The 21,727-nt window shown below is 70.6% G+C and carries 13 protein-coding genes and 1 pseudogene; 10 read left to right on the top strand and 4 right to left on the bottom strand.

All coding sequences use genetic code 11. The features are described 5' to 3' along the window. Positions 1–189 precede the first annotated feature (189 nt). The 4 genes and pseudogenes from HW566_RS07970 to HW566_RS07960 all read right to left on the bottom strand — a co-directional run bounded on the left by HW566_RS07970 (position 190) and on the right by HW566_RS07960 (position 2,625). Positions 190–1,020, bottom strand: coding sequence for an arginase family protein (locus HW566_RS07970; RefSeq protein WP_256728928.1), 831 nt, complete (start codon positions 1,018–1,020; stop codon positions 190–192). A 4-nt stretch (positions 1,021–1,024) separates the two neighbouring features. Then, a pseudogene (locus HW566_RS16070) lies at positions 1,025–1,209 on the bottom strand (ABC transporter permease); the annotation flags it as partial. A gap of 91 nt (positions 1,210–1,300) precedes the next feature. Beyond that, positions 1,301–2,284 (bottom strand): pirin family protein, encoded by a 984-nt coding sequence (locus HW566_RS07965; protein WP_256728927.1) that lies wholly within the window; start codon positions 2,282–2,284, stop codon positions 1,301–1,303. Further along, the gene (locus HW566_RS07960) at positions 2,281–2,625 is read right to left on the bottom strand and encodes a GNAT family N-acetyltransferase (RefSeq protein ID WP_178011868.1); all 345 of its coding nucleotides are present in this window, start codon (positions 2,623–2,625) and stop codon (positions 2,281–2,283) included. Before HW566_RS07960 ends, HW566_RS07965 begins: the two co-directional genes overlap by 4 nt. On the opposite strand from HW566_RS07960, the gene HW566_RS16240 reads away from it, so the two are divergent. The 10 genes from HW566_RS16240 to HW566_RS07910 all read left to right on the top strand — a co-directional run bounded on the left by HW566_RS16240 (position 2,609) and on the right by HW566_RS07910 (position 21,704). Next, positions 2,609–2,893, top strand: coding sequence for a YbdD/YjiX family protein (locus tag HW566_RS16240; protein WP_372955797.1), 285 nt, complete (start codon positions 2,609–2,611; stop codon positions 2,891–2,893). The genes HW566_RS07960 and HW566_RS16240 overlap by 17 nt on opposite strands. Before the next feature lie 18 nt (positions 2,894–2,911). After that, positions 2,912–4,114 carry a glycoside hydrolase family 3 protein gene (locus tag HW566_RS07950; RefSeq protein ID WP_178011866.1) on the top strand — a complete coding sequence of 401 codons (1,203 nt, stop codon included), beginning with the start codon at positions 2,912–2,914 and terminating at the stop codon, positions 4,112–4,114. 155 nt (positions 4,115–4,269) lie between these two features. Next, complete coding sequence (locus HW566_RS07945) at positions 4,270–6,771, top strand: DEAD/DEAH box helicase (RefSeq protein ID WP_178011864.1); 2,502 nt, start codon at positions 4,270–4,272, stop codon at positions 6,769–6,771. A 55-nt stretch (positions 6,772–6,826) separates the two neighbouring features. Next, on the top strand, positions 6,827–7,363 hold the full coding sequence (locus HW566_RS07940; RefSeq protein WP_178011862.1) for a DUF1697 domain-containing protein: 537 nt from the start codon (positions 6,827–6,829) through the stop codon (positions 7,361–7,363). A gap of 90 nt (positions 7,364–7,453) precedes the next feature. Then, entirely contained in the window at positions 7,454–7,969 is a 516-nt protein-coding gene (locus HW566_RS07935; RefSeq protein WP_178011860.1) for a hypothetical protein, read from the top strand. Positions 7,970–8,025: 56 nt separating this feature from the next. Next, positions 8,026–10,128 (top strand): DNA helicase RecQ, encoded by a 2,103-nt coding sequence (recQ, locus tag HW566_RS07930; RefSeq protein WP_178011858.1) that lies wholly within the window; start codon positions 8,026–8,028, stop codon positions 10,126–10,128. 164 nt (positions 10,129–10,292) lie between these two features. Further along, positions 10,293–12,404, top strand: a complete 2,112-nt coding sequence (locus HW566_RS07925; RefSeq protein ID WP_178011857.1) for an acyl-CoA dehydrogenase family protein — start codon at positions 10,293–10,295, stop codon at positions 12,402–12,404. A gap of 51 nt (positions 12,405–12,455) precedes the next feature. Next, positions 12,456–13,040 (top strand): DNA-3-methyladenine glycosylase I, encoded by a 585-nt coding sequence (locus HW566_RS07920; protein WP_178011855.1) that lies wholly within the window; start codon positions 12,456–12,458, stop codon positions 13,038–13,040. 54 nt (positions 13,041–13,094) lie between these two features. After that, positions 13,095–15,452 carry an ATP-binding cassette domain-containing protein gene (locus tag HW566_RS07915; protein WP_178011853.1) on the top strand — a complete coding sequence of 786 codons (2,358 nt, stop codon included), beginning with the start codon at positions 13,095–13,097 and terminating at the stop codon, positions 15,450–15,452. A gap of 180 nt (positions 15,453–15,632) precedes the next feature. Then, positions 15,633–21,704 (top strand): Ig-like domain-containing protein, encoded by a 6,072-nt coding sequence (locus HW566_RS07910; protein ID WP_178011851.1) that lies wholly within the window; start codon positions 15,633–15,635, stop codon positions 21,702–21,704. The last annotated feature ends 23 nt before the right edge of the window (positions 21,705–21,727 follow it).

Raw genomic sequence — 21,727 nt, 5'->3', positions numbered from 1 at the left:
CGGTACGGGCACCGGTTGCCGAGTGGTCAGTCAACACGCATCGCCATTCAGCTCGCCTTCGGGTCACAGAACGCGGTCACCACGTCGCCGGGGCGACGCTCGTCCCATCATGGACGGCCGACAGTCGACAGGCCAAGAGGGAGAGAGGACGGGGGCGTGGAACGCGATGCCCCCCGGCGGTCGCCTCCGTCAGCTGACCGCGGCCGCGAGCCCGTTTGCGATGATGTCGACGAGAATCCGGGCGCAGGCGCCATCTGGGTCCAGGTCGGGATCGAAGACTGTGACGGAGATGCCGGCCGCGCGCGGGGCGAGCACGCCGATGAGTTCTGTGAGCTGGTCTGCGCCGATACCGCCGGGATCGGGACTATCGACGGCGGGCATCACGGAGGGGTCGAGTACGTCGACGTCGACCTGGACCCAATACGACTCCCCTGCCGTCTCCAGAGCGGCGGCGGCTGCGGCTGCGGCGCCGCCCGACGCGAGGCGAGAGGCCGAGACGGCGCAACCGAGAACAGTGCGTGCCTCGTCCACGTGCTCGTCGTCGTCGCGATGCCCGAGGTGAGCGGCACGAGTCGGCTCGAAGTAGGGAGCCCGACCGTCGATGTCGGCGATCGCCGGCCGATGAAGCCCCACGACGGCAGCGAGATCCTCTCCCGCCACGCTCGCGCACTCGTCGCTGTTGCCTGGGTGTCGGAAGTCGGTATGGCCATCGATGTGGACGAGGCCTGTTCCCCCGCGTCGCGCCGACGCGAGCCCGGCCGCGAGCAAGACGCTGCAGTCACCCCCGATCACGACGGGGGTGTCGCCGGTCGACCACACATCTCCGATCCGCTGCGCGAGTCGTCGGGTGTGGTCGACCAGCTGCTCCTGATTGCGCACATGCGCCGGATCGCGGGTCTCGTCATCATCGATGTACCGGCCGGGCAGTACGACTCCACCGTCGCGAGCACCCATCGACGCGAGCCGGTCGAACAGCCCTGCCTCGCGGAGCGCCTCTGGGGCTTTCGCTGTTCCGGGCACGCTTCCGGATGGTGTCGACGATCGAGGTGACCGGCTGGTTCTCGGCGAACCACCGCACGGGCCCGGGCATCGTGTCGGTGGGACGAACGCCGAGCTGACGAACGGCAGGAAGATGAGTGGATAGCTGAAGGCGCTGGCGCCGTCGATCGTCTTCGCCGCGAGTCCCGCAATGAACGCGATCCACGTCATGACTTCGACGCTACGAACCGCCCCGGTTCACAGCATCGCTCGCCCGGATGAGGAGCGTCAGCCTCGCGGATGACCTTGTGCCCGGACCGGGTCAGAGCCGCCGTCGGCGCGGGGTCAGCCGCACGTGCGGCAGCGGCGGGGCGGGGATGCGCTCGTCACCGTGACCGACGACGTGGCCGAACCGATCGGATGCCGCCTCCCAGTCGTCACGGGCAACCTCGATCTCGTCGTGACTGCGACCCACGAAGTTCCACCACATGACGATCTCGTCGCCGAACGGCTCGCCGCCCAGCAGGAACACCGTCGTCTCCGCATCGCCGGTGGACAGGCGGATGCCGTCGCGACCGTCACCGAGATAGAGCAGAGCGCCCGGGTCGACGGCATCCGCATCGGCATCATCGACGCCCCCGACCCGTACCGATCCGAAGACCGGCACGATCGCATACTCCCACGCGGGATCGAGCGGCACCTCGACCGCGGCACCCGCGGGCAGACGGATCTCGGCGCCGACGATCGGGGTGTGCATCGTCGCGGGAGAGACGGCGCCGGCGAGGGAACCCACGACAACTGTGGCGTCGGCACCGCCGCCGAGGTCGATCACCGGCAGGTCGTCGTGCTGCTCGAACGCCGCTGAGCCGTGCCGGCGTTCCTCAGGGAGCGCGACCCACAGCTGCAGGGCATCGAGCGGGATCGGCTCGTCACCGACGGAGTACTCGGAGTGGGCGATGCCGGCGCCGCTGGTCATGATGTTGAGGGCGCCGCGCTCGATGACGACGTCGCTGCCGAGGGTGTCGCGGTGGTGCACCTCACCGGCGAGCGGCCAGGTGACGGTCTGGAGGCCGATGTGCGGGTGGGGCTCGACCCGCATCTTCGTGCGCTGCGGACCGAAGCGGTCGAGGAAGCACCAGGCGCCGACCAGCGGCAGATCGCGTTGCGGGAGGAATCGACTCACCGACATCGCACGCACCCCGCCGAGCGGCACGTCGCGCGCCTCGAGCAGCGTCCGCCGGGGGCCGGGGGAGCCGATCCCCGGGTCCTCGTCGACGGGCGCCGACTCGGCGTCGAATCGGGTCACGCCGAGGGTTCCGCCGGAGCCGCGGCGTCGGCGGCATCCTCGTCGCGCCAGTCGATCCGCAGGCCCGGGACCTCGTTCTCGCGGAGGAACTTCACGATGAACGGGCATTCGGGAACGACGGTCTCGCCGCGGCGCGCGACGTCGGCGAGCGCGTCGCGTGCCAGCGTCTTGCCGAGACCCCGCCCGCCGAACTCCTTCTCGACCACGGTGTGGTCGAACACCAGTCGGCCTTCGTCGTCGTCGCGGCGGAACGCGGCGTATCCCGCCGCGACGTCACCGACCATCAGGTCGTATCGGTCATTCGCATCGTCACGCGTGACGGTGATGGTCTCGTCGGTCATGGAGTTCTCCTCATCGGTCCCCTCCAACGTAGAGCCGTTCGAGACCATGACGACCAGATCCCGGCAACGTATCGGAGCGTCCGCCTCAGCTGGAGAACGCAATGAAGCGCCTTCCCCCGTCACCTCGCTCATGGGGGACAACGCCTACGCGACGTATCTCGCGCACCATCGCCGGACGCATCCAGGCATCGAGCCGCTGACCGAGCGGCAGTTCTGGCGCCAGCGCATGGACGACCAAGACCGCAACCCCGGTGCGCGCTGCTGCTGAGCAGGTCACGATGGTGGGGTGACCCGCAGCCGCCCCGTTCCGGCCCCGGCCCGACCCGCCCTCGCCTCCCTCGTCGTGGCGGGCGTGCTGGTGCTGGCGACCGGGTGCGCCCCCGAGCCCGGCCCCGCTGACCCCTCGACCCCTGCGCCCGCGCCTACCGCGAGTCCGACGCCCACCCCCACGGCATCGCCGGATGCCGCCGACTCGTTGAGTCTCGAGGCCTGCGTCGGGCAGGTGCTCATGGTCGGCACCCCCGTCGACACGGTCTCGCCCGATGCCGCCGCCGCGATCCGCGACCGCGGAGTGGGCGGTCTGTTCCTGCACGGCCGCTCGACGGCGGGCGTGGATGCCACCGCGGGGCTCGTCGCGCAGTTTCGCGCGCTGGCTCCCCGGGGCGCCCCGCCGCTGTGGGTCGCGACCGACCAGGAGGGAGGCGAAGTGCAGGTGCTGCGCGGGCCCGGATTCGACGAGATGCCCTACGCCATCCGCCAGGCCGATCTCGGACCTGCAGGACTGCGCGCCGCCGCCACGACGTGGGGCGCCCAGCTCGCCGCAGCCGACATCGACATCAACCTCGCGCCCGTCGCCGACATCGTCACGAGTGCGGAGTCGCGGTTCGACAACCCTCCGATCGGGGCGCTCGGTCGCCAGTACGGCTACGACGAGCGGACCGTCGCCGCCGAGGCCGGAGCGTTCGCCGACGGGATGCGGGCCGCCGGCGTCCTGCCCACCTTCAAGCACTTTCCGGGTCTCGGACGGGTCGACGCGAACACGGACTACACCGCCGAGGTGATCGATACGGCCGTGTCGTCGGATTCGCCCGATGTCGGCGTCTACCGCACGCTGACGGCATCCGGAGCATCGCTCGTCATGGTGGGCACCGCGCGCTACGAGAACATCGACGCCGACCGTCCCGCGGCGTTCTCGCCCGGGGTGCTCGCTCTCCTGCGTGAGCGCGTCGGGTTCGACGGCGTCGTGATCACCGACGACCTCTCGGCCGCGGCCGCCGCCGAGATCGTGGCGCCCGGCGACCGGGCCGTCGAAGCACTGGCGGCCGGGGTCGACATCGTGCTGGCCTCGGCCGATCCCACGGTGCTGCCGGCGATGTACGACGCCGTCGTGGCGCGGGCGCAGGCCGACCCCGCCTTCACCGACCGGGTGCGCGAATCGTGCGGCCGGGTGCTGACAGCCAAGGATGCCGGCGCCGAGACGTCAGGCTAGGTGCCCGTGCGCAACTCCTGCTCATCGGCGCACGTGGTGCTCGAGTCGGGGGCTCTGCGGGGCTTCGCGCGGACTGTGCAGGAGTCGTGCACGCGCGGCTGCCGCCGGGGTGCCGGCACGACCGTCGGTCGGCGCGGGTAGGGCAGACTCGAGGGATGACCTCCGCGGCGCTGCTCGACCTCATCGGGCCGGAGGCCTCGGACGACGCGATCTACGACGCGTTCACGACGTGGGCCGAGGGGCGGGGACTCACCCTCTACCCGGCGCAGGATGAGGCGGTCATCGAGCTCGTCTCGGGCGCGAACGTGGTGCTGGCGACGCCGACCGGCACGGGCAAGTCGCTCGTCGCGGTCGCCGCGCACGCGACATCCGTGGCTCGGAGCGGGCGCACGTACTACACGGCTCCGATCAAGGCGCTCGTCAGCGAGAAGTTCTTCGCGCTCGTCGAGATCTTCGGCGCCGAGAAGGTCGGCATGGTCACCGGGGACTCCTCGGTGAACCCGGACGCTCCGATCATCTGCTGCACGGCCGAGATCCTGGCGAACCTGGCGCTGCGCGAGGGCGCGGATGCCGACGTCGACCAGGTCGTGATGGACGAGTTCCACTTCTACGGCGACCCCGATCGCGGCTGGGCCTGGCAGGTGCCGCTGCTGACGCTGCCGCGCGCGCAGTTCCTGCTGATGTCGGCCACCCTCGGCGACGTCACCGACCTCGCCGACGACCTGTCGCGGCGCACCGGCCGGCGGACGGCGCTCGTCACCGGTGTCGAGCGCCCGGTGCCGTTGCACTTCTCGTACGAGCGACGGCCCGTCCACGACGTGCTCGAACGGCTGCTCGAAGAGCGTGAGACTCCGGTCTACATCGTGCACTTCTCGCAGGCGGCGGCCATCGAGCGGGCGCAGGCGCTCTCGAGCGTCAAGATCACGACCCGCGAGCAGCGCGACGCCATCGCCGAGGCGATCGGCGGCTTCCGCTTCACGACCGGCTTCGGCAAGACGCTGTCGCGCCTCGTCCGCGCGGGCATCGGGGTGCATCATGCCGGGATGCTGCCGCGCTACCGCCGCCTCGTCGAGACCCTCGCGCAGCGGGGATTGCTCAAGGTCATCTGCGGCACCGACACGCTCGGTGTCGGCATCAACGTGCCGATCCGCACGGTCGTGATCACCGCGCTGTCGAAGTACGACGGCACGAGAATGCGGCAGCTGAGCGCACGCGAGTTCCACCAGGTGGCGGGGCGCGCGGGTCGAGCCGGCTTCGATCCTCACGGCAACGTCATCGTCATGGCGCCGGAGTGGGAGATCGAGAACGCGGTCGCCCTCGCGAAGGCCGGCGACGACGCCGCCAAGCGCAAGAAGATCGTGCGCAAGAAGGCCCCGACCGGCGTCGTCAACTGGGGTGAGGGGTCGTTCGAGCGTCTCGTCGACGCCGAGCCCGAACCGCTGACACCGCAGCTGCAGCTGACCGCGGCGATGCTGTTGAACGTGACCGGCCGAGGCGGTGACGTCTTCGGCAACGTCCGGTCGCTGGTGTTCGACAACCACGAGCCGCGCGCTCGGAAGTATGCGCTCGCGCGGCGGGCGTTGGCGATCTTCCGCACGCTGGTGGCCGCCGGCATCGTCGAGGCCTCGGGCGACGGCATCCATCTCACCGTCGACCTGCAGCCGAACTTCGCGCTCAACCAGCCGCTGTCGCCGTTCGCGCTCGCCGCGATCGGTCTGCTGTCTCCGGACGACGCCGAGACGGGCACCGGGCACTACGCGCTCGACGTCGTGAGCGTGATCGAGGCGACCCTCGACGACCCGCGGGCGATCCTGTCGCAGCAGGAGTACAAGGCGCGCGGCGAGGCGGTCGGCGCGATGAAGCGCGACGGCATCGAGTACGACGAGCGCATGGCGCTGCTCGAGGAGATCACCTGGCCGAAGCCCCTCGCCGACCTGCTCGCGCAGGCGTTCGAGACGTTCGCCTCGAGTCAGCCCTGGGTGCGCGACTTCGAGCTGTCGCCGAAGTCCGTCGTGCGCGACATGTTCGAGCGGGCGATGACCTTCGGCGAGTTCGTGTCGTTCTACCAGCTCGGCCGGAGCGAGGGCCTCGTGCTCCGCTACCTCAGCGACGCGTATCGCGCGATCCGGCAGACGGTTCCCGCCGAGGCGCGCACCGACGACCTCATGGACCTCATCGAGTGGCTCGGCGAGCTCGTGCGCCAGGTCGACTCGAGCCTGGTCGACGAGTGGGAGTCGCTCGCCCATCCGACCGACGATCCCGATGCGCCGGTGGTGCCGCCGGCCCCGCCGTCGGTGCTCACCAACCGCCGGGCCTTCACGGTTCTGGTGCGCAACGAGCTGTTCCGGCGCGTGCAGCTCGCCGCCCTGCAGGACGACGAGGCCCTCGAGGCCCTCGACCCCGGCGTCGACTGGCCCGAGATCCTCGACCGCTACTACGACGACCACGACGAGGTGCTCACCGGCGGCCCGGCGCGCTCGCCGTCGCTGTGCGTGATCGACGAGGGGCCGGCGCGCGAGGGCGTCTGGCGCGTCGAGCAGATCATCGACGATCCCGCGGGCGACCACGACTGGCGCATCCGCGCGGAGGTCGACCTGGAGGCCTCCGTCGAGGCGGGCACGGCGGTCGTGCGGGTGACCGAGGTCGTCCGCCTCTGATCGCCCGGCCTCCGCCGCGCGCCGGGATGTCGGAGGGGGCGGGCACAATGGCGCTGTGACCACTCACCTCGGGTTCCTGCGCGCGATCAACCTCGGCGCGACGCGGGTGTTCCCGAAGGACGACATCCGGCGCACGACCGAGGCCGTCGGCTTCGAGGACGTCCGCACGCACATCAACACCGGCAACGTCCGCTTCGACACCCGGATGCGATCGCGCACGCGGATCGAGCACACGCTCGAGCGGGCCTACGCCGCCGACCGCGGATTCGAGGTCCCCACGATCACCTTCCGCGCCGACGAGTTCAGAATGCTGGCGGCCGACGCCGTCGCGCTGAACGACGCGAACCCGGGCCTCGCGCGGCACTACGTCTATCTGCTCAAGGACGAGCTCGACGCCGCCACGATCGCCGCGGTCGAGGAACGCGGATCGGACGCGGGGCGGATGGTCGTCCGAGGCCGCGCCGCCCATGCGCTCCTGCTGCCCGGGTACCAGGACGGCGTCGTCGACCCGTTGGCGGCCGCCAAGCTGCTGGGTGTCGCCACGAACCGCAATCTCACGGTCGTACGCTCCCTGTCCGAGCGGTGGTGTTGACGGCGGCAGGTCTTGCGGCGCCGAGGCGGGGGAGGCGGGGCCTTCTCGTTGACCGAAGGCGTCGACGGGTCGGGGCCGTGGATGCAGTCCGTGGCGATCACCTCCCTCCTCTGGCGATACCCCGAGGACCACGCCGATCCCCGCAACCTCGCCGAGCTCGACGAGAACACCCGCGCGTCACTCCACGACGAGCCGCCGCGGCCGCGTCCCGCCTGGCTCATCGCCGCGGTGGAGCGGATGCGCCAGCGCCAGCTCTCCGAAGCGGTGCGTACGACGTGGCACCGGGATGCCGGCGCGGAATCCGCCGCGCTCACCCATCAGCTCGTCGAGCATGCCGACCACATCCTGCGCAACGGCTTCGCGGAGCAGCTCGGGTTGCCCCCGGGGCCGCTCGCCGACCGCTCGTGGCAGGTGACCCCGACGGCGGCGCGCCCGACGCGGCTCCTGGTCGATGGGACAGCGACGGATGCGATCGAGATCGACACCGACCCCTGGGTGTACGCGGTCGGTGTGCGCATCACCGCGCAGGTGGTGGCTACGGCCGTCATCGACCGGGATGACCTGCCCTTCGTCCGCCTGGCCTTGCGCACCCGCCCGCGGAGCTGAGGAGAGGTTGTGAGCACGCGGCGGCGGATGTCGGATGCCGCGGCTATCGTGAACGGGTGAGTCGAGAGCAGCAGTCCTGGGATGCGGATCCCTACGCCGACCTCGACTGGAATCCCGACGAGCTCGCTCCGCCCGACGATGTCGACGCTCCGCCGCCGCCCGAGTTCGACGGATACGGCGCCGCAGTGGCCCGTGCCACCCGCGACCGGACGGCCGCCGGCGATGCCGCGGCCGAGGCTCCGTCTCGCACGTCTTCGCCCCGTTCCACGCCGGCTCGCCGAGGTGTGCCGACGGCGACGGCCACGCCCGCCGCCGTCCTCTCGCTCGCGCGCCGCGACTTCACCGGTGCTGACCCGCGCGCCGTGCTGAAGGAGGTCTTCGGCTACGACGACTTCCGCGGCGATCAGGGCGACATCGTCTCGCACGTGGTCGAGGGCGGGGATGCCGTCGTGCTCATGCCGACCGGTGGCGGCAAGTCGATCACCTACCAGGTGCCCGCACTCGTCCGGCCCGGTACGGGCCTGGTGGTGAGCCCGCTCATCGCCCTCATGCACGATCAGGTCGACGCCCTCGTCGCGAACGGCGTCCGCGCCGCCTACCTCAACTCCACGCAGTCGGCGGGCGAGCGTGCCGGTGTGGAGCAGGCCTTCCTCGCGGGCGACCTCGACGTGCTCTACGTCGCCCCCGAGCGCCTCAGCGTTCCTCAGACGACCCAGCTGCTCCAGCGCGGATCGCTCAGCGTCATCGCGATCGACGAGGCCCACTGCGTATCGCAGTGGGGTCACGACTTCCGGCCGGACTACCTCGCGCTCGGCGACCTCGACGAGCGGTTCCCCGGCGTCCCGCGCATGGCACTGACGGCGACCGCGACCCGCGCGACGCACCAGGAGCTCACCGAGCGGCTGCGTCTGCCGCAGGCCCGCCACTTCGTCGCGAGCTTCGACCGGCCCAACATCCAGTACCGCATCGAACCCAAGGTCGATCCGCGCCGGCAGCTCGTGACGTTCATCCGCACGATGCCGGAGGGGTCGGCGGGCATCGTCTACGCCCTCAGCCGGAAGTCGGTCGAGCAGACCGCCGACTATCTCGCCGCACAGGGACTCGACGCCCTGCCCTACCACGCGGGCCTGCCCGCCGAGATGCGGGCGAAGCACCAGTCGCGCTTCCTTCGCGAGGACGGCGTCGTCATGGTCGCCACGATCGCGTTCGGCATGGGGATCGACAAGCCCGATGTGCGCTTCGTCGCCCACGTCGACCTGCCCAAGTCCGTCGAGGGCTACTACCAGGAGACCGGTCGAGCCGGACGCGACGGCGAGCCCGCCATCGCGTGGATGGCCTACGGTCTGGGCGACGTCGTGCAACAGCGGCGCCTCATCGACCAGAGCCCGGGTGATCGCACCTTCAAGATGCGCATGGGGCAGCACCTCGACGCGATGCTCGCGCTGTGCGAGACCGTCGCCTGCCGGCGCCAGAACCTCCTCGGCTACTTCGGTCAGGAGTCCGAGGCCTGCGGCAACTGCGACACGTGCCTCACCCCGCCCGACACGTGGGACGGGCTCGTCCCGGCGCAGAAGCTGCTGTCGACGATCGTCCGGCTGCAGCGCGAGCGCAATCAGTCGTTCGGTGCCGGGCATCTCGTCGACATCCTGCGCGGCGCCTCGACCGAGCGCATCCGGCAACAGCGCCACGATGAGCTGGCGACCTACGGGCTGGGCGCCGACCTGTCCGACCAGGACTGGCGCAGCGTCATCCGCCAGCTTCTCGCCCGCGGCATCCTCGTCGCGCGCGGCGAGTACGGCGTGCTCGCGGTCGGCGACGCCGGCGCCGCCGTGCTGAAGGGCGAGGCCGGCGTGCCGCTGCGACGCGACGTGCTGGGACGCGGCTCGAACAGCGGCGGCTCGCGGGTGCGCAAGGCGGCCGCCGCCGAACAGGTGGCCGAAGGCGACCGCGACCTGTTCGAGGCGCTTCGCGCGTGGCGCGCGGAGCAGGCTCGCGAGCAGGGGGTGCCGGCGTACATCGTCTTCGGCGATGCGACGCTGCGAGCCCTCGCCGACAGCCGACCACGCACCTCCGCCGACCTCGAGGGCATCACCGGCATCGGCGCCAAGAAGCGCGAGGCCTACGGCGACGCCGTGCTCGCCGTCGTGGCATCCCACTGACGTCTGCGGCGCGCTGATCGCGGTCCGATGTAGCGCGCGCACAATCCGGAGCGCCGCCGTGACGGCGGTGACTTGTGCGTATCGACCAACACAGTTGGGGTCCATGTTGTGGAAGTTCTACCGTGGGTATCGACTCCGATCCTTCCGACGTCGAAAGGCACGTGATGACCGACGCCGCTGTACGCCCCCAGAAGCCCGCCACCGCAGACCGCACCCCCGCCGGGGGAGCGCAGACCGCGCCCCACAGCGCGAGCGAGGCGCACGAGCCGCGCATCGACATCGATGCCGTCACCGATCTGCTGCTGGGAACCTGGGCCGCCACCCGCCGCGAGGCACGCGAGATGATCAAGGACCCGGTCTTCTGGCAGATCCCCGGCGAGCCGATGGCCGAGCACCGCGAGCGCGTGATGAATCAACTGCACCTGCTCGTCGAGCGCGGCGCCTCGGGGCGGGCGTACCCGGTGGAGTACGGCGGCGGCGGCGACAACGGGGCGAACCTCGCGGGGTTCGAGGAGCTCGTGCTCGCGGACCCGAGCCTGCAGATCAAGTCGGGCGTGCAGTGGGGGCTGTTCGGGTCGGCCATCCATCAGCTGGGCACCAAGCCGCATCACGACGCATGGCTGCGCGACGCCATGGAGATGCGCCTCCCGGGCGCCTTTGCCATGACCGAGACCGGTCATGGCTCCGACGTCGCCGCGATCGGCACCACCGCCACCTACGATGCCGAGACCGAGGAGTTCGTCATCCACACCCCGTTCCGGGGTGCGTGGAAGGACTACCTCGGCAACGCCGCGGTCCACGGCAAGGCGGCGACCCTCTTCGCCCAGCTGATCACCGGCGGAGTGAACTACGGGGTCCACTGCTTCTTCGTGCCGCTCCGCGACGACGACGGCGCCTTCCTGCCGGGCATCGGCGGCGAGGACGACGGCGTCAAGGGCGGGCTCAACGGCATCGACAACGGGCGCCTGCACTTCGACCACGTCCGCATCCCCCGCACGAACCTGTTGAACCGGTACGGCGACGTCGCCCCCGATGGCTCCTACTCGTCGGAGATCGCCAGCCCCGGGCGCCGCTTCTTCACCATGCTCGGCGCGCTCGTCCAGGGCCGCGTCTCGCTCGACGGCGCCGCGACGACGGCATCCGCTCTGTCGGAGTACATCGCCGTCACCTACGCCAGCCAGCGTCGTCAGTTCGACTCGGGCGCCGGCACCGACGAGGTGACCCTGCTCGACTACGGGCGTCACCAGCGCCGGCTGCTGCCGCGGCTCGCGCAGACGTACGCGCAGTACTTCGCCCACGACGAGCTCCTGCGAGCGTTCGACGGCGTGTTCTCGGGTCGAACCGACACGCCCGAAGGGCGCGAGAACCTCGAGACGCTCGCGGCCGCTCTCAAGCCGCTGTCGACCTGGAATGCGCTCGACACCATCCAGGAGTGTCGGGAGGCCTGCGGTGGTCAGGGCTTCCTCGCCGAGAACCGCATGGTCGACCTGCACCACGACCTCGACGTCTACGCCACCTTCGAGGGCGACAACAACGTGCTGCTGCAGCTCGTCGGCAAGCGGCTGCTGAGCGATTACGCGAAGCGCTTCAAGGGTGCGGATGCCGCTGCCCTCGCGAAGTTCGCCGCGGTGACCACCGCCGAGAAGGTGTTCCACGGTGCGGGCCTGCGCCAGCTGGGGCAGTCCGTCGCCGACTTCGGCCTGACGGCGCGATCGGTCGAGCTGGGGCTCCGGGCCGAGCAGCAGCACGAACTGCTCGCGGGTCGGGTCGAGCAGATGATCGCCGATGTCGCCGCCGCGCTGCGGCCGGCGTCGAAGATGTCGCAGGGCGACGCCGCCGCGGTGTTCAACCTCCACCAGTCCGAGCTCATCGACGCGGCGCGCGCTCACGGTGAGCTGCTGCAGTGGGAGGCGTTCGCCGAGGGCATCAAGCGGGTCGAGGACGACGGCACGCGGCAGGTGCTGGTGTGGCTCCGCGACCTGTTCGGACTCACGCTCATCGAGCGCCACCTCGCCTGGTACCTCGTCAACGGCCGCCTCTCAGCCCAGCGCGCGACCGCGGTCACCCGCTACATCGACCGGCTGTGCGGCCGGTTGCGCCCCCATGCGCAGGACCTCGTCGACGCGTTCGGGTTCGCACCCGAGCACGTCCGGGCTCCCATCGCCTCGGGGGTCGAGGCCGAGCGTCAGCGCGAGGCACGGGAGTATTACGTGAACCTCGCGGCATCGGGGACGGCCCCGGTCTCGGAGAAGGCCGTCGCGAAGGGTGCGAAGTAGTCGCTCCTCGCGTGCGGCGTCGGTGTCGTCCGTCCTCGATAACCTGGCGGGATGACGGCCGACCTCATCACCGCATCTGACGGCCTGGCGCGCTGCGGATGGGTCGGTGACGATGCCGAGTACCGCCGGTACCACGATGAGGAGTGGGGGAGGCCGCTGCACGGCGACCGTCCGCTGTTCGAGAAGCTCAGCCTGGAGGGTTTCCAGGCGGGCCTGAGCTGGATCACGATCCTGCGCAAACGGCCGCGCTTCCGCGAGGTCTTCGCCGGCTTCGAGCCCGAGCGCGTCGCCGCTTTCGGCCCCGCCGACATCGAGCGGCTGATGGGTGACGCCGGCATCATCCGCAACCGGGCGAAGATCGAGGCGACGATCGGGAACGCGCGGCTGCTGCGGGAGTTCGCCGACGGCGACTTCGACGAGCTCATGTGGTCGTTCGCGCCCCTCACCGGGCGGCCCCGACCGGCGAGTCTCGCAGCGGTTCCGCCGGTGACGCCGGAGTCCGACGCGATGAGCAAGGCGCTCCGCAAGCGCGGCTTCCGCTTCGTCGGCCCGACCACGATGTACGCGCTCATGCAATCGTCGGGCATGGTCGACGACCACGTTCCGGGGTGCCACCGGGCCGAAGCTCCGCTCTAGGCCGGAGCGCCGGGAACGGCCACAATGAGAGCGTCCGCGACGAAAGGATGCGCCATGGCCGCTGCACGGGACCCGCACGTCGCCGACACCCACGATGTGATCCGCGTGCGAGGTGCGCGCGCGAACAATCTCGTCGACGTCGATGTCGACGTCCCCAAGCGCCGGCTCACGGTGTTCACCGGTGTGAGCGGCTCGGGCAAGTCGTCCCTCGTGTTCGGCACGATCGCCGCAGAATCGCAGCGCCTCATCAACGAGACCTACCCGACGTTCGTGCAGCAGTTCATGGCGCAGATCGGCCGCCCCGACGCCGACGCGCTCGAGAACATCAGCCCCGCGATCATCGTCGACCAGGAGCGGATGGGTGCGAACGCCCGGTCGACGGTCGGCACCGCCACCGACGTCCACGCCATGCTGCGCATCCTCTTCAGTCGCATCGGCGAGCCGTTCGTCGGGTCGCCGCAGGCGTTCTCGTTCAACGTGCCATCGGTCTCGGGAGCCGGTGCGGTCACGATCGCCGTCGGTTCCGATGCGGGTCGCGAGCAGCGGCGCTCGTTCCAGGTCACCGGCGGCATGTGCCCCCGCTGCGAAGGTCTCGGCGAGATCAGCGACATCGACCTCGGCGAGCTGTTCGACCGGGCCAAGTCGCTGAACGCGGGGGCGATCACGATCCCCGGGTACAACGCCGACGGCTGGATGGTCCGCGGCTACAGCGAGTCCGGCCTGCTCGATCCCGACAAGCCCATCGCCGACTACAGCGAGGCCGAGCTGCACGACTTCCTGTACAAGGAGCCCACGAAGGTCAAGATCCAGAACATCAACATGACCTACGAGGGGCTCGTCCCGCGGGTCACCAAGTCGATGCTCCAGAAGGACCGCGATGCGCTGCAGCCGCACATCCGGGCCTTCGTCGACCGCGCGGTCAAGTTCATGCCGTGTCCGGAATGCGGCGGCACGCGGCTCAACGAGGGTGCGCGGTCGGCGAAGGTCGCCGGGCTGAGCATCGCCGATGCCGCGGCGCTGCAGATCACCGACCTCGCGGTCTGGCTCGAGCGGATCGACGCCCCCGAGGTCGCGCCCCTGCTGACCGGGCTGCGTGCGACGGTCCAGTCGTTCATCGACATCGGGCTCGGCTACCTCTCGCTCGACCGTGCGTCCGGCAGCCTCTCGGGCGGAGAGGCGCAGCGGACCAAGATGATCCGCCACCTCGGATCGAGCCTGACCGACGTGACCTATGTCTTCGACGAGCCCACGGCCGGTCTGCATCCGCACGACATCCAGCGCATGAACGATCTGCTCCGCGGCCTGCGCGACAAGGGCAACACCGTGCTCGTGGTCGAGCACAAGCCCGAGGTCATCGAGATCGCCGACCACGTCATCGATCTCGGCCCCGGCGCCGGACGCCACGGCGGGCGCGTGCAGTTCACCGGCACCCTCGCCGGGCTGCGCGGCTCGGACACGTTGACGGGGCGTCACCTCGATCACCGGGCCGAGCTCAAGCCGCGGGTGCGTTCGGCCACGGGCGCCCTCGAGATCCGCGGTGCCACCGAGCACAACCTCCGTTCGGTCGACGTCGACGTCCCCCGCGGCATCCTCACCGTGGTCACCGGGGTCGCCGGTTCGGGCAAGTCGTCGCTGATCCACGGCAGTCTGGCGTCCCGCGAGGGCGTGGTGGTGGTCGACCAAGCGCCCATCCGAGGCAACCGCCGCAGCAGCCCGGCCACCTACACGGGGCTCCTCGACGCGGTGCGGTCGGCCTTCGCCAAGGCGAACGGGGTCAAGCCCGCCCTCTTCAGCGCCAACTCGCAGGGCGCGTGCCCGGCGTGCACGGGGCTCGGTGTGATCGTGACCAAGCTCGGCATCTCGGCTTCCGTCGAAACCCCATGCGACCTCTGCGACGGATCGGGGTTCAGCGCCGATGTGCTGGAGTACACCCTCGCCGGGCGGAACATCGCCGAGGTGCTGGCCCTCAGCGCGGCCGAGGCCGTGGAGGTCTTCCCATCAGGGGTCGCGGGAGGCATCCTCGGCCGGCTCATCGACGTGGGACTCGGCTACATCACCCTCGGCCAGGGACTGAGCTCGCTGTCCGGCGGCGAGCGGCAGCGCCTCAAGCTCGCGATCTCGATGGCCTCCCAGGGCGCGGTCTACATCCTCGACGAGCCGTCGACCGGACTGCATCTGGCCGACGTCGACAACCTCCTGGCGCTGCTGGACCGGCTCGTCGACGCGGGCAACACCGTCGTGGTGATCGAGCACCATCAGGCCGTGATGGCCCACGCCGACTGGATCATCGACATCGGCCCCGGGGCGGGGCGCGACGGAGGGCTCGTCGTGTTCGAGGGCACGCCGTCGACCCTCGTCGACGCGGCCGACACCCTGACGGCGCAGCACCTGCGGCGTTACGTCGGACGTTGACGCGATCGGGCCCTGGGGGTCTCGCACCGAATACACATACGACACGTTCGTGACATGGGGAGTTCTCCCCATGTCAAGTGACATAATCGCCGGTTCGCCTGACGTAGGGTGGTTCCGCAGTTCACCAGCGCGCGCCCGTTCACGGGACGATGATCGATGCCCCGGGGGGAGCCGAGCCCAATGAAGTCGACCGCCTGGCTGCACGCCCGCCCGCGCACCCTCCTCTCCGCCGGTGTCGTCACGATCGCCGCCCTCACGATCGGCACACTCGCCGTCGCCTACGAGGGCGAGCCGACGACCGAGGTCGATCTGCACGACGGCGGTGTGTGGGTCACGAAGCAGTCGAGCCTGCTGGTGGGTCACTACAACAACGAGTCCCGCGTGCTCGACGGGAGTCTTCGCACGACGGCCGCGGACTACGACGTCCTGCAGTCGGGCGCCCGTGTGGTCGTGGTCGACGCCGACGGCTCCGCCATGTCGGCCGTCGACCCGGCGAAGGTCGTGCTCTCGGGCACCGCCGAGGTGCAGCCCGGAGCCCAGGTCGCTCTCGGGGCCGACACGGTGTCGGTGCTCGACGCGGCGGGCGCTCTGCGCACGGTGCAGTTCGCCGGTGTGAACGGCTTCAGCTTCGAGGGCAATGAGCCGATCGCCGAGCTCGGCGAGAACGCGACGGCCACGGTCGGCACCGACGGCACCGTCTATGCGGCATCCGCTGAGGGTGCCGCGCTCTACGCGTACGCTCCGATCGGAGACGGAACCGTCGCGCAGACCGCCGAGCGCGAGCTCGAGGGCGTGGCCGAGGAGAGCGAGCTCGCCATCACCGCGCTGGGGCGCACCCCGTACGTCCTCGATCAGCAGACGCGCGTGCTCTACGGCGGCGACGGCTCGCAGACCACGGTCCCCGTCGATGCGCTGCTCCAGCGTCCGTCGAACGACGCGGAGACCCTCACCGTCAGCACGCCGACCGCCCTGTTGCGGGTCCAGCCCGGTGGTGAGACCGTCACGATCGAAGCCGGCGGCGAGGGAGTGCCCGCCGAGCCGGTGTACGTCGGCGGCTGCGCCTACGGCGCCTGGTCGGGCTCGGGGATGTTCGTGCGGGACTGCGCCGACGACGCCGATGACGTGGTGCAGGAGATCGAGGGCATCGATCCCGCTGCGAAGCTGGAGTTCCGGGTGAACCGCGACGTCGTCGTCCTCAACGACGTGTTCGGCGGGGCCGCCTGGCTCGCGAGCGAGAACATGCAGCGGGTCGACAACTGGACCGACATCACCCCGCCCGAGGGCACCGGCGACGAGGAGCAGGAGACGACGGAGGAGACCGTCGAGACCGCCCTGCCCGAACGCACCGACGAGAACACCCCGCCGATCGCCGTCGACGACGCTTTCGGCGTGCGACCGGGTCGCACCACCGTGCTGCCCGTGCTCTTCAACGACACCGACGCCGACGGCGACGTCCTCGTGGCCGAGGCCACCAGCGACCCGGCGTTCGGCGAGATCTCCGCGATCCAGAACGGCGGCGGGCTGCAGATCGCCGTCCCCGAGGACGCCTCCGGGACGACGTCGTTCAGCTACACCGCCGATGACGGCCGGGGCGGTGAGGCCTCGGCGACCGTCCGGCTCACCGTGCGCGGCGAGGACGAGAACTCCCCGCCCGTCCAGCAGCGCGTGACGCCCGTCACGGTCGAGGCCGGCGGCACCGCCTCGTACAACGTGCTGACCGAATGGATCGACCCCGACGGCGACGACATCTTCCTGAAGTCGGTGCAGGCCGACGGCGGCGACGAGGTGGACTTCACCTCGGACGGTCAGGTCACCTACCGCGCCATCGGCGCCGTGCAGGGTCGCAAGGACGTCCCGATCGTCGTGTCCGACGGCACCGACGACGGCGCCGGCGTGCTGCGCATCGACGTCCGCCCTCCCGGAACCACCCTCCCGGTGACCAACGCCGACCACGTCGTGACCCGGGTGGGTCAGTCGGTGACGGTCTCGCCGCTCGCCAACGACACCAGCGCCGGTCGCGAGCCGTTGCGCCTGACGCGCGTCGACGAGGTCGAGGGCGCCACGATCGAGCCGGACTTCACCGAGCAGACCTTCACCTTCACCTCCGACGCCGTCAACACCTATTACGTCGACTACCTCGTCTCAGCGGGGCCGAACAGCGTCCCCGGTCTCGTCCGCGTCGACGTCCTCCCGGCGGCGGACACGAGCCTCCCGCCGGTCGCGGTGCGCGACGTCGCGCTGCTTCCCACCGGCGGCGACGTGCTCGTGAACGTCCTCGGCAACGACACCGATCCCGCCGGCGGCATCCTGGTGGTCCAGTCGGTCACGGCCGCACCCGACAGTGGCGTGACCGCGGCGGTGCTCGGCCACGAGACCGTTCGCATCACCGATCAGGGCTCGCTCAGCCAGCAGACCCGCGTGTCGTACACCATCTCCAACGGCGACCAGTCGGCGACCGGCGAGATCGTCGTGATCCCGATCCCCGCCCCCGATCGTCTGCGACCCCCGATCGCGAACAACGACACCGCCGTCGTGCGCGTCGGGGATGTCGTGACGATCGATGTGCTCGCCAACGACTCGCACCCCAACGGCGACACGATCCACGTCGCGCCCGACCTCGTGCCGCCGCTCATCGAGGAGGCCGACGGCCAGATCTTCGTGTCGGAGGACAAGCTGCGCTTCCGCGCCGGCGATGAGCCGAAGACGGTGAACGCGACGTACGAGGCCGTCGACAGCTCCGGCCAGCGCGCCGGTGCGTACGTGACGATCCAGATCCTGCCCCGGCAGGACGACGTCAACGCCGCGCCCCGCCCGCGCGATCTGACGGCCCGCACCCTCAGCGGCTCGAAGGTGACGATCCCGGTGCCGCTGGACGGCATCGACGAGGACGGCGACTCGGTCGAGCTCATCGGTCTCGCCAGCTCGCCCGGCAAGGGCCGCATCGTCAGCACCGGCTCGAACTCGTTCGAGTACGAGGCGTTCGACACCAGCACGGGCTCCGACTCGTTCACCTACCGTGTGCGCGACCGGCTCGGTCAGGAGGGCACGGCTCGCATCCAGGTGGGGATCGCGCCCGCCGAGACGACGAACCAGGCGCCGTACGCGGTGAAGGACTCCGTCATCATGCGTCCCGGCAGACAGGTCGCGGTGTCGGTGCTGCAGAACGACTCCGACCCCGACGGGGATCTGTTCAACTTCGCCGCCGACGCTCTCGAGGTGCCCGACGTCGACGGTCTCGCCGCCGAGGTCTCGGGCGAGCAGATCGTCATCACGGCGCCCGACGTGCCGATGAACACGAGCATCCAGTACACGATCGAGGACACTCGCGGGTTGACGGCCACCGCTCCGGTGCAGATCACGATCGAGGAGGACGTGCCGCTGCAGCGGCCGATCGCCCGAGACGACCGGGTGCGCGCCGAGGACGTCGACGAGAACGGCGTCTCGCAGGTCGCCGTGCTCGACAACGACGACGACCCCGACGGCACCCGCTCCGCTTTGGATGTGACCCTCGGCACCGGTGGCGAGAACGCCACCGTCCGGCCCGACGGTGGGGTGTCGGTGCAGCTGACCGAGCAGCGCCAGCTCATCACCTACTTCATCACCGACGAGGACGGACTCTCGGCCGCCGCCTTCATCCACGTGCCCGCGCTGGTCGAACTGCCGCCGAGCCTCATCACGACCGAGGGTGTCGAGGTCAAGAGCGGCGAGACGATCGAGCTGCCCCTGGCCGACTACGTCCGCGCATCGGGCGGCCGCGAGGTCGTCGTCACCGAGGCCGAGAAGGTCACCGCGACCCACTCCAACGGCGCCTCGCTCGTCAAGGACGAGCGGACGCTCGTCTACACCTCGGCGGCCGAGTACTTCGGTCAGGACGCCCTGACCTTCGAGGTCACCGACGGGACCGGTCCCGACGACCCGGCGGGCCGCAAGGCGACCCTGATGATCCCGATCACAGTGACGCCGCCCGACAACCGCCCGCCGACGATGATCGGCGCTCAGATGGAGGCGGCCCAGGGCGAGGATGCCCGCACCCTCGATCTCGCCGCGCTCGCGACCGACCCCGACCCCGGCGATGCCGAGAACCTCCGCTTCTCCCTCGTCGGCGGCGCCCCCGACGGCCTCACCGCATCGGTCGACGGCTCGGTGCTCTCGGTCTCGGCCGGCACCGATGTCGCCAAGGGCACGGCCCTTCCCGTGCAGGTCAGCGTCACCGACGGCGAGTCCGACCCCGTGACCGCGACGATCACCGTCACCATCACGGCGTCGACCCGTCCGCTGGCGACTGCGAACGACGACATCATCGCGCAGGCCGATCAGGGCGCGACGATCTCGGTCCCGGTGCTCGACAACGACGTGAACCCGTTCCCGGGCGATGCCCTGAAGGTCGTCGGCGCCTACACGGAGACGACCGGTGGCGACGCCATCGTCTCGGGCGACCGCGTCGAGGTGACCAGCCGCGACGACTTCGTCGGGACGCTGGTCGTGCGCTACCGCATCCAGGATGCCACCGGCGATCCCGACCGCGAGGTCGAGGGGCACATCCGGATCACCGTGCAGGGACGTCCGGACGCACCGGGCAAGCCCACCGTCACGAGCGTCGAGAGCCGCACCGTGGTGATGTCGTGGTCGCCCCCGATCGACAACGGCGCGCCCATCACGGGCTACACCGTCCGCTCGGCCGCGGGCGGCTACACCAAGGAGTGCCGTTCGACGACGTGCACCCTCGACGGCCTGACCAACAACGTCGAGTACAACTTCATCGTCACCGCGGCCAACCGCGTCGGAGAGTCCGACCCGTCGCTGCCGTCCGAGACCGCGCGTCCCGACCAGCGTCCCGACACGCCCAACCCGCCGAGCCTCGCGTTCGGCGACCGCAGCCTGCAGGTCTCGTGGACCGTTCCCCGCACCGAGGGGTCGCCCGTCGAGAGCTACAGCCTGCAGATCTCGCCCGCCCCGCCCTCGGGCGTCGCCGAGAAGGCGGGCGTGACGGGCACGTCGCTCACGTGGGACGGCCTGCAGAACGGCGTCCAGTACCAGGTGCGCGTCCGCGCCCACAACCGTGCGCCCGAGCCGTCGGGCTGGAGCGTCTGGTCGCAGTCGATGGTGCCGGCGGGCAAGCCGGATGCCGCCGGCGCGCCGTCGACGCAGCGCATCGACTCGGTCGGAGCCCGCACGCAGATGCAGGTGTCGTGGAAGGCGCCGGCCGATAACGGCGATGCGATCGCGGGATACGAGCTCCGGGTGATCCGCGGCGGCAACGTCCTCCAGACGATCGCCGTTCCCGCCGGGCAGATGAGCCAGGCGGTCACGGTCGACACCTCGACGTCGGACTACACCTTCGATGTCCGTGCCAGGAACAAGGCCGGCTGGGGCGACCGAAGCGCGCCGTCCGCGCCGCGGCGCGCCTTCACACCGCCCGGAGCGCCCACGGGGGTCTCGGCCGCCGAGGGCGACAACCAGGTCACGGTGTCGTGGACGGCGGGTGCGCTCAACGGGGCCAACCCGGGCGAGGTCAGCTATCAGTATTCGGTCAACAACGCCGGATGGAGCTCGAACTGGGCAGCGGGCGGCAACAACGGCTCGGGGACGATCAGCGGCTCGCAGGTCGCCAACAACGGCACCTACTCGGTCCGGATACGCGCGGTCGCCAGCGCGGACGCATCGACGTACGCCGGCGACCCGTCGGCCGCGTCGAACCAGGTGGCACCCTACGGGCAGATCGGCAACCCCACGGCCAGCGCGACGCGTGACGGCAATCGGGTGACCGTGTCGTGGACCTCGCCGGCGCGCAACGGGCGGGACATCACGACCGAGATCAGCATCAACGGCGGAGGCTGGCAGCGGGTCGAGGCCAACGGGTCCAGCCCGCGCGGGGACGTCGGGTACAGCAGCACGCAGACCATCGACGTGCGAACGAGTGCCGCGGGCAGTTCGCCGACCACGGCGCGCGCCGAGGTCCGCACCCCCGACGCTCCGCCGCCCCCGCAGCCGCGTGCCTGGGTCGAGAAGGGCACGCCGGTCGGCGGCTGCGTGAACGGCTGCTACCGCCTGCGCGTGCACACCTCGGACTTCCCGGGCGGCAGCTACTCGGTGGACTGCTACGACGCCGGGCGCAAGTTCAACACCTGGAGCGGCCCGTACAACGTGCCCGCCAACGGCACCGTCGAGCTGCAGTGCTACATCGGGGCTGACGGCCGCGACGTCTACGCCAAGATCATCGGCTGGGGCGACACCGAGCACGCCCGCTGGTAGCCGAACCCGCATCCCCCTCCACG

The sequence above is a fragment of the Microbacterium oleivorans genome (genome assembly GCF_013389665.1).
GTDB classification, from domain to species: domain Bacteria; phylum Actinomycetota; class Actinomycetes; order Actinomycetales; family Microbacteriaceae; genus Microbacterium; species Microbacterium oleivorans_C.
Note: the sequence above shows the minus strand (reverse complement) of the source record. Positions and strands in the feature narration are given on the sequence as shown.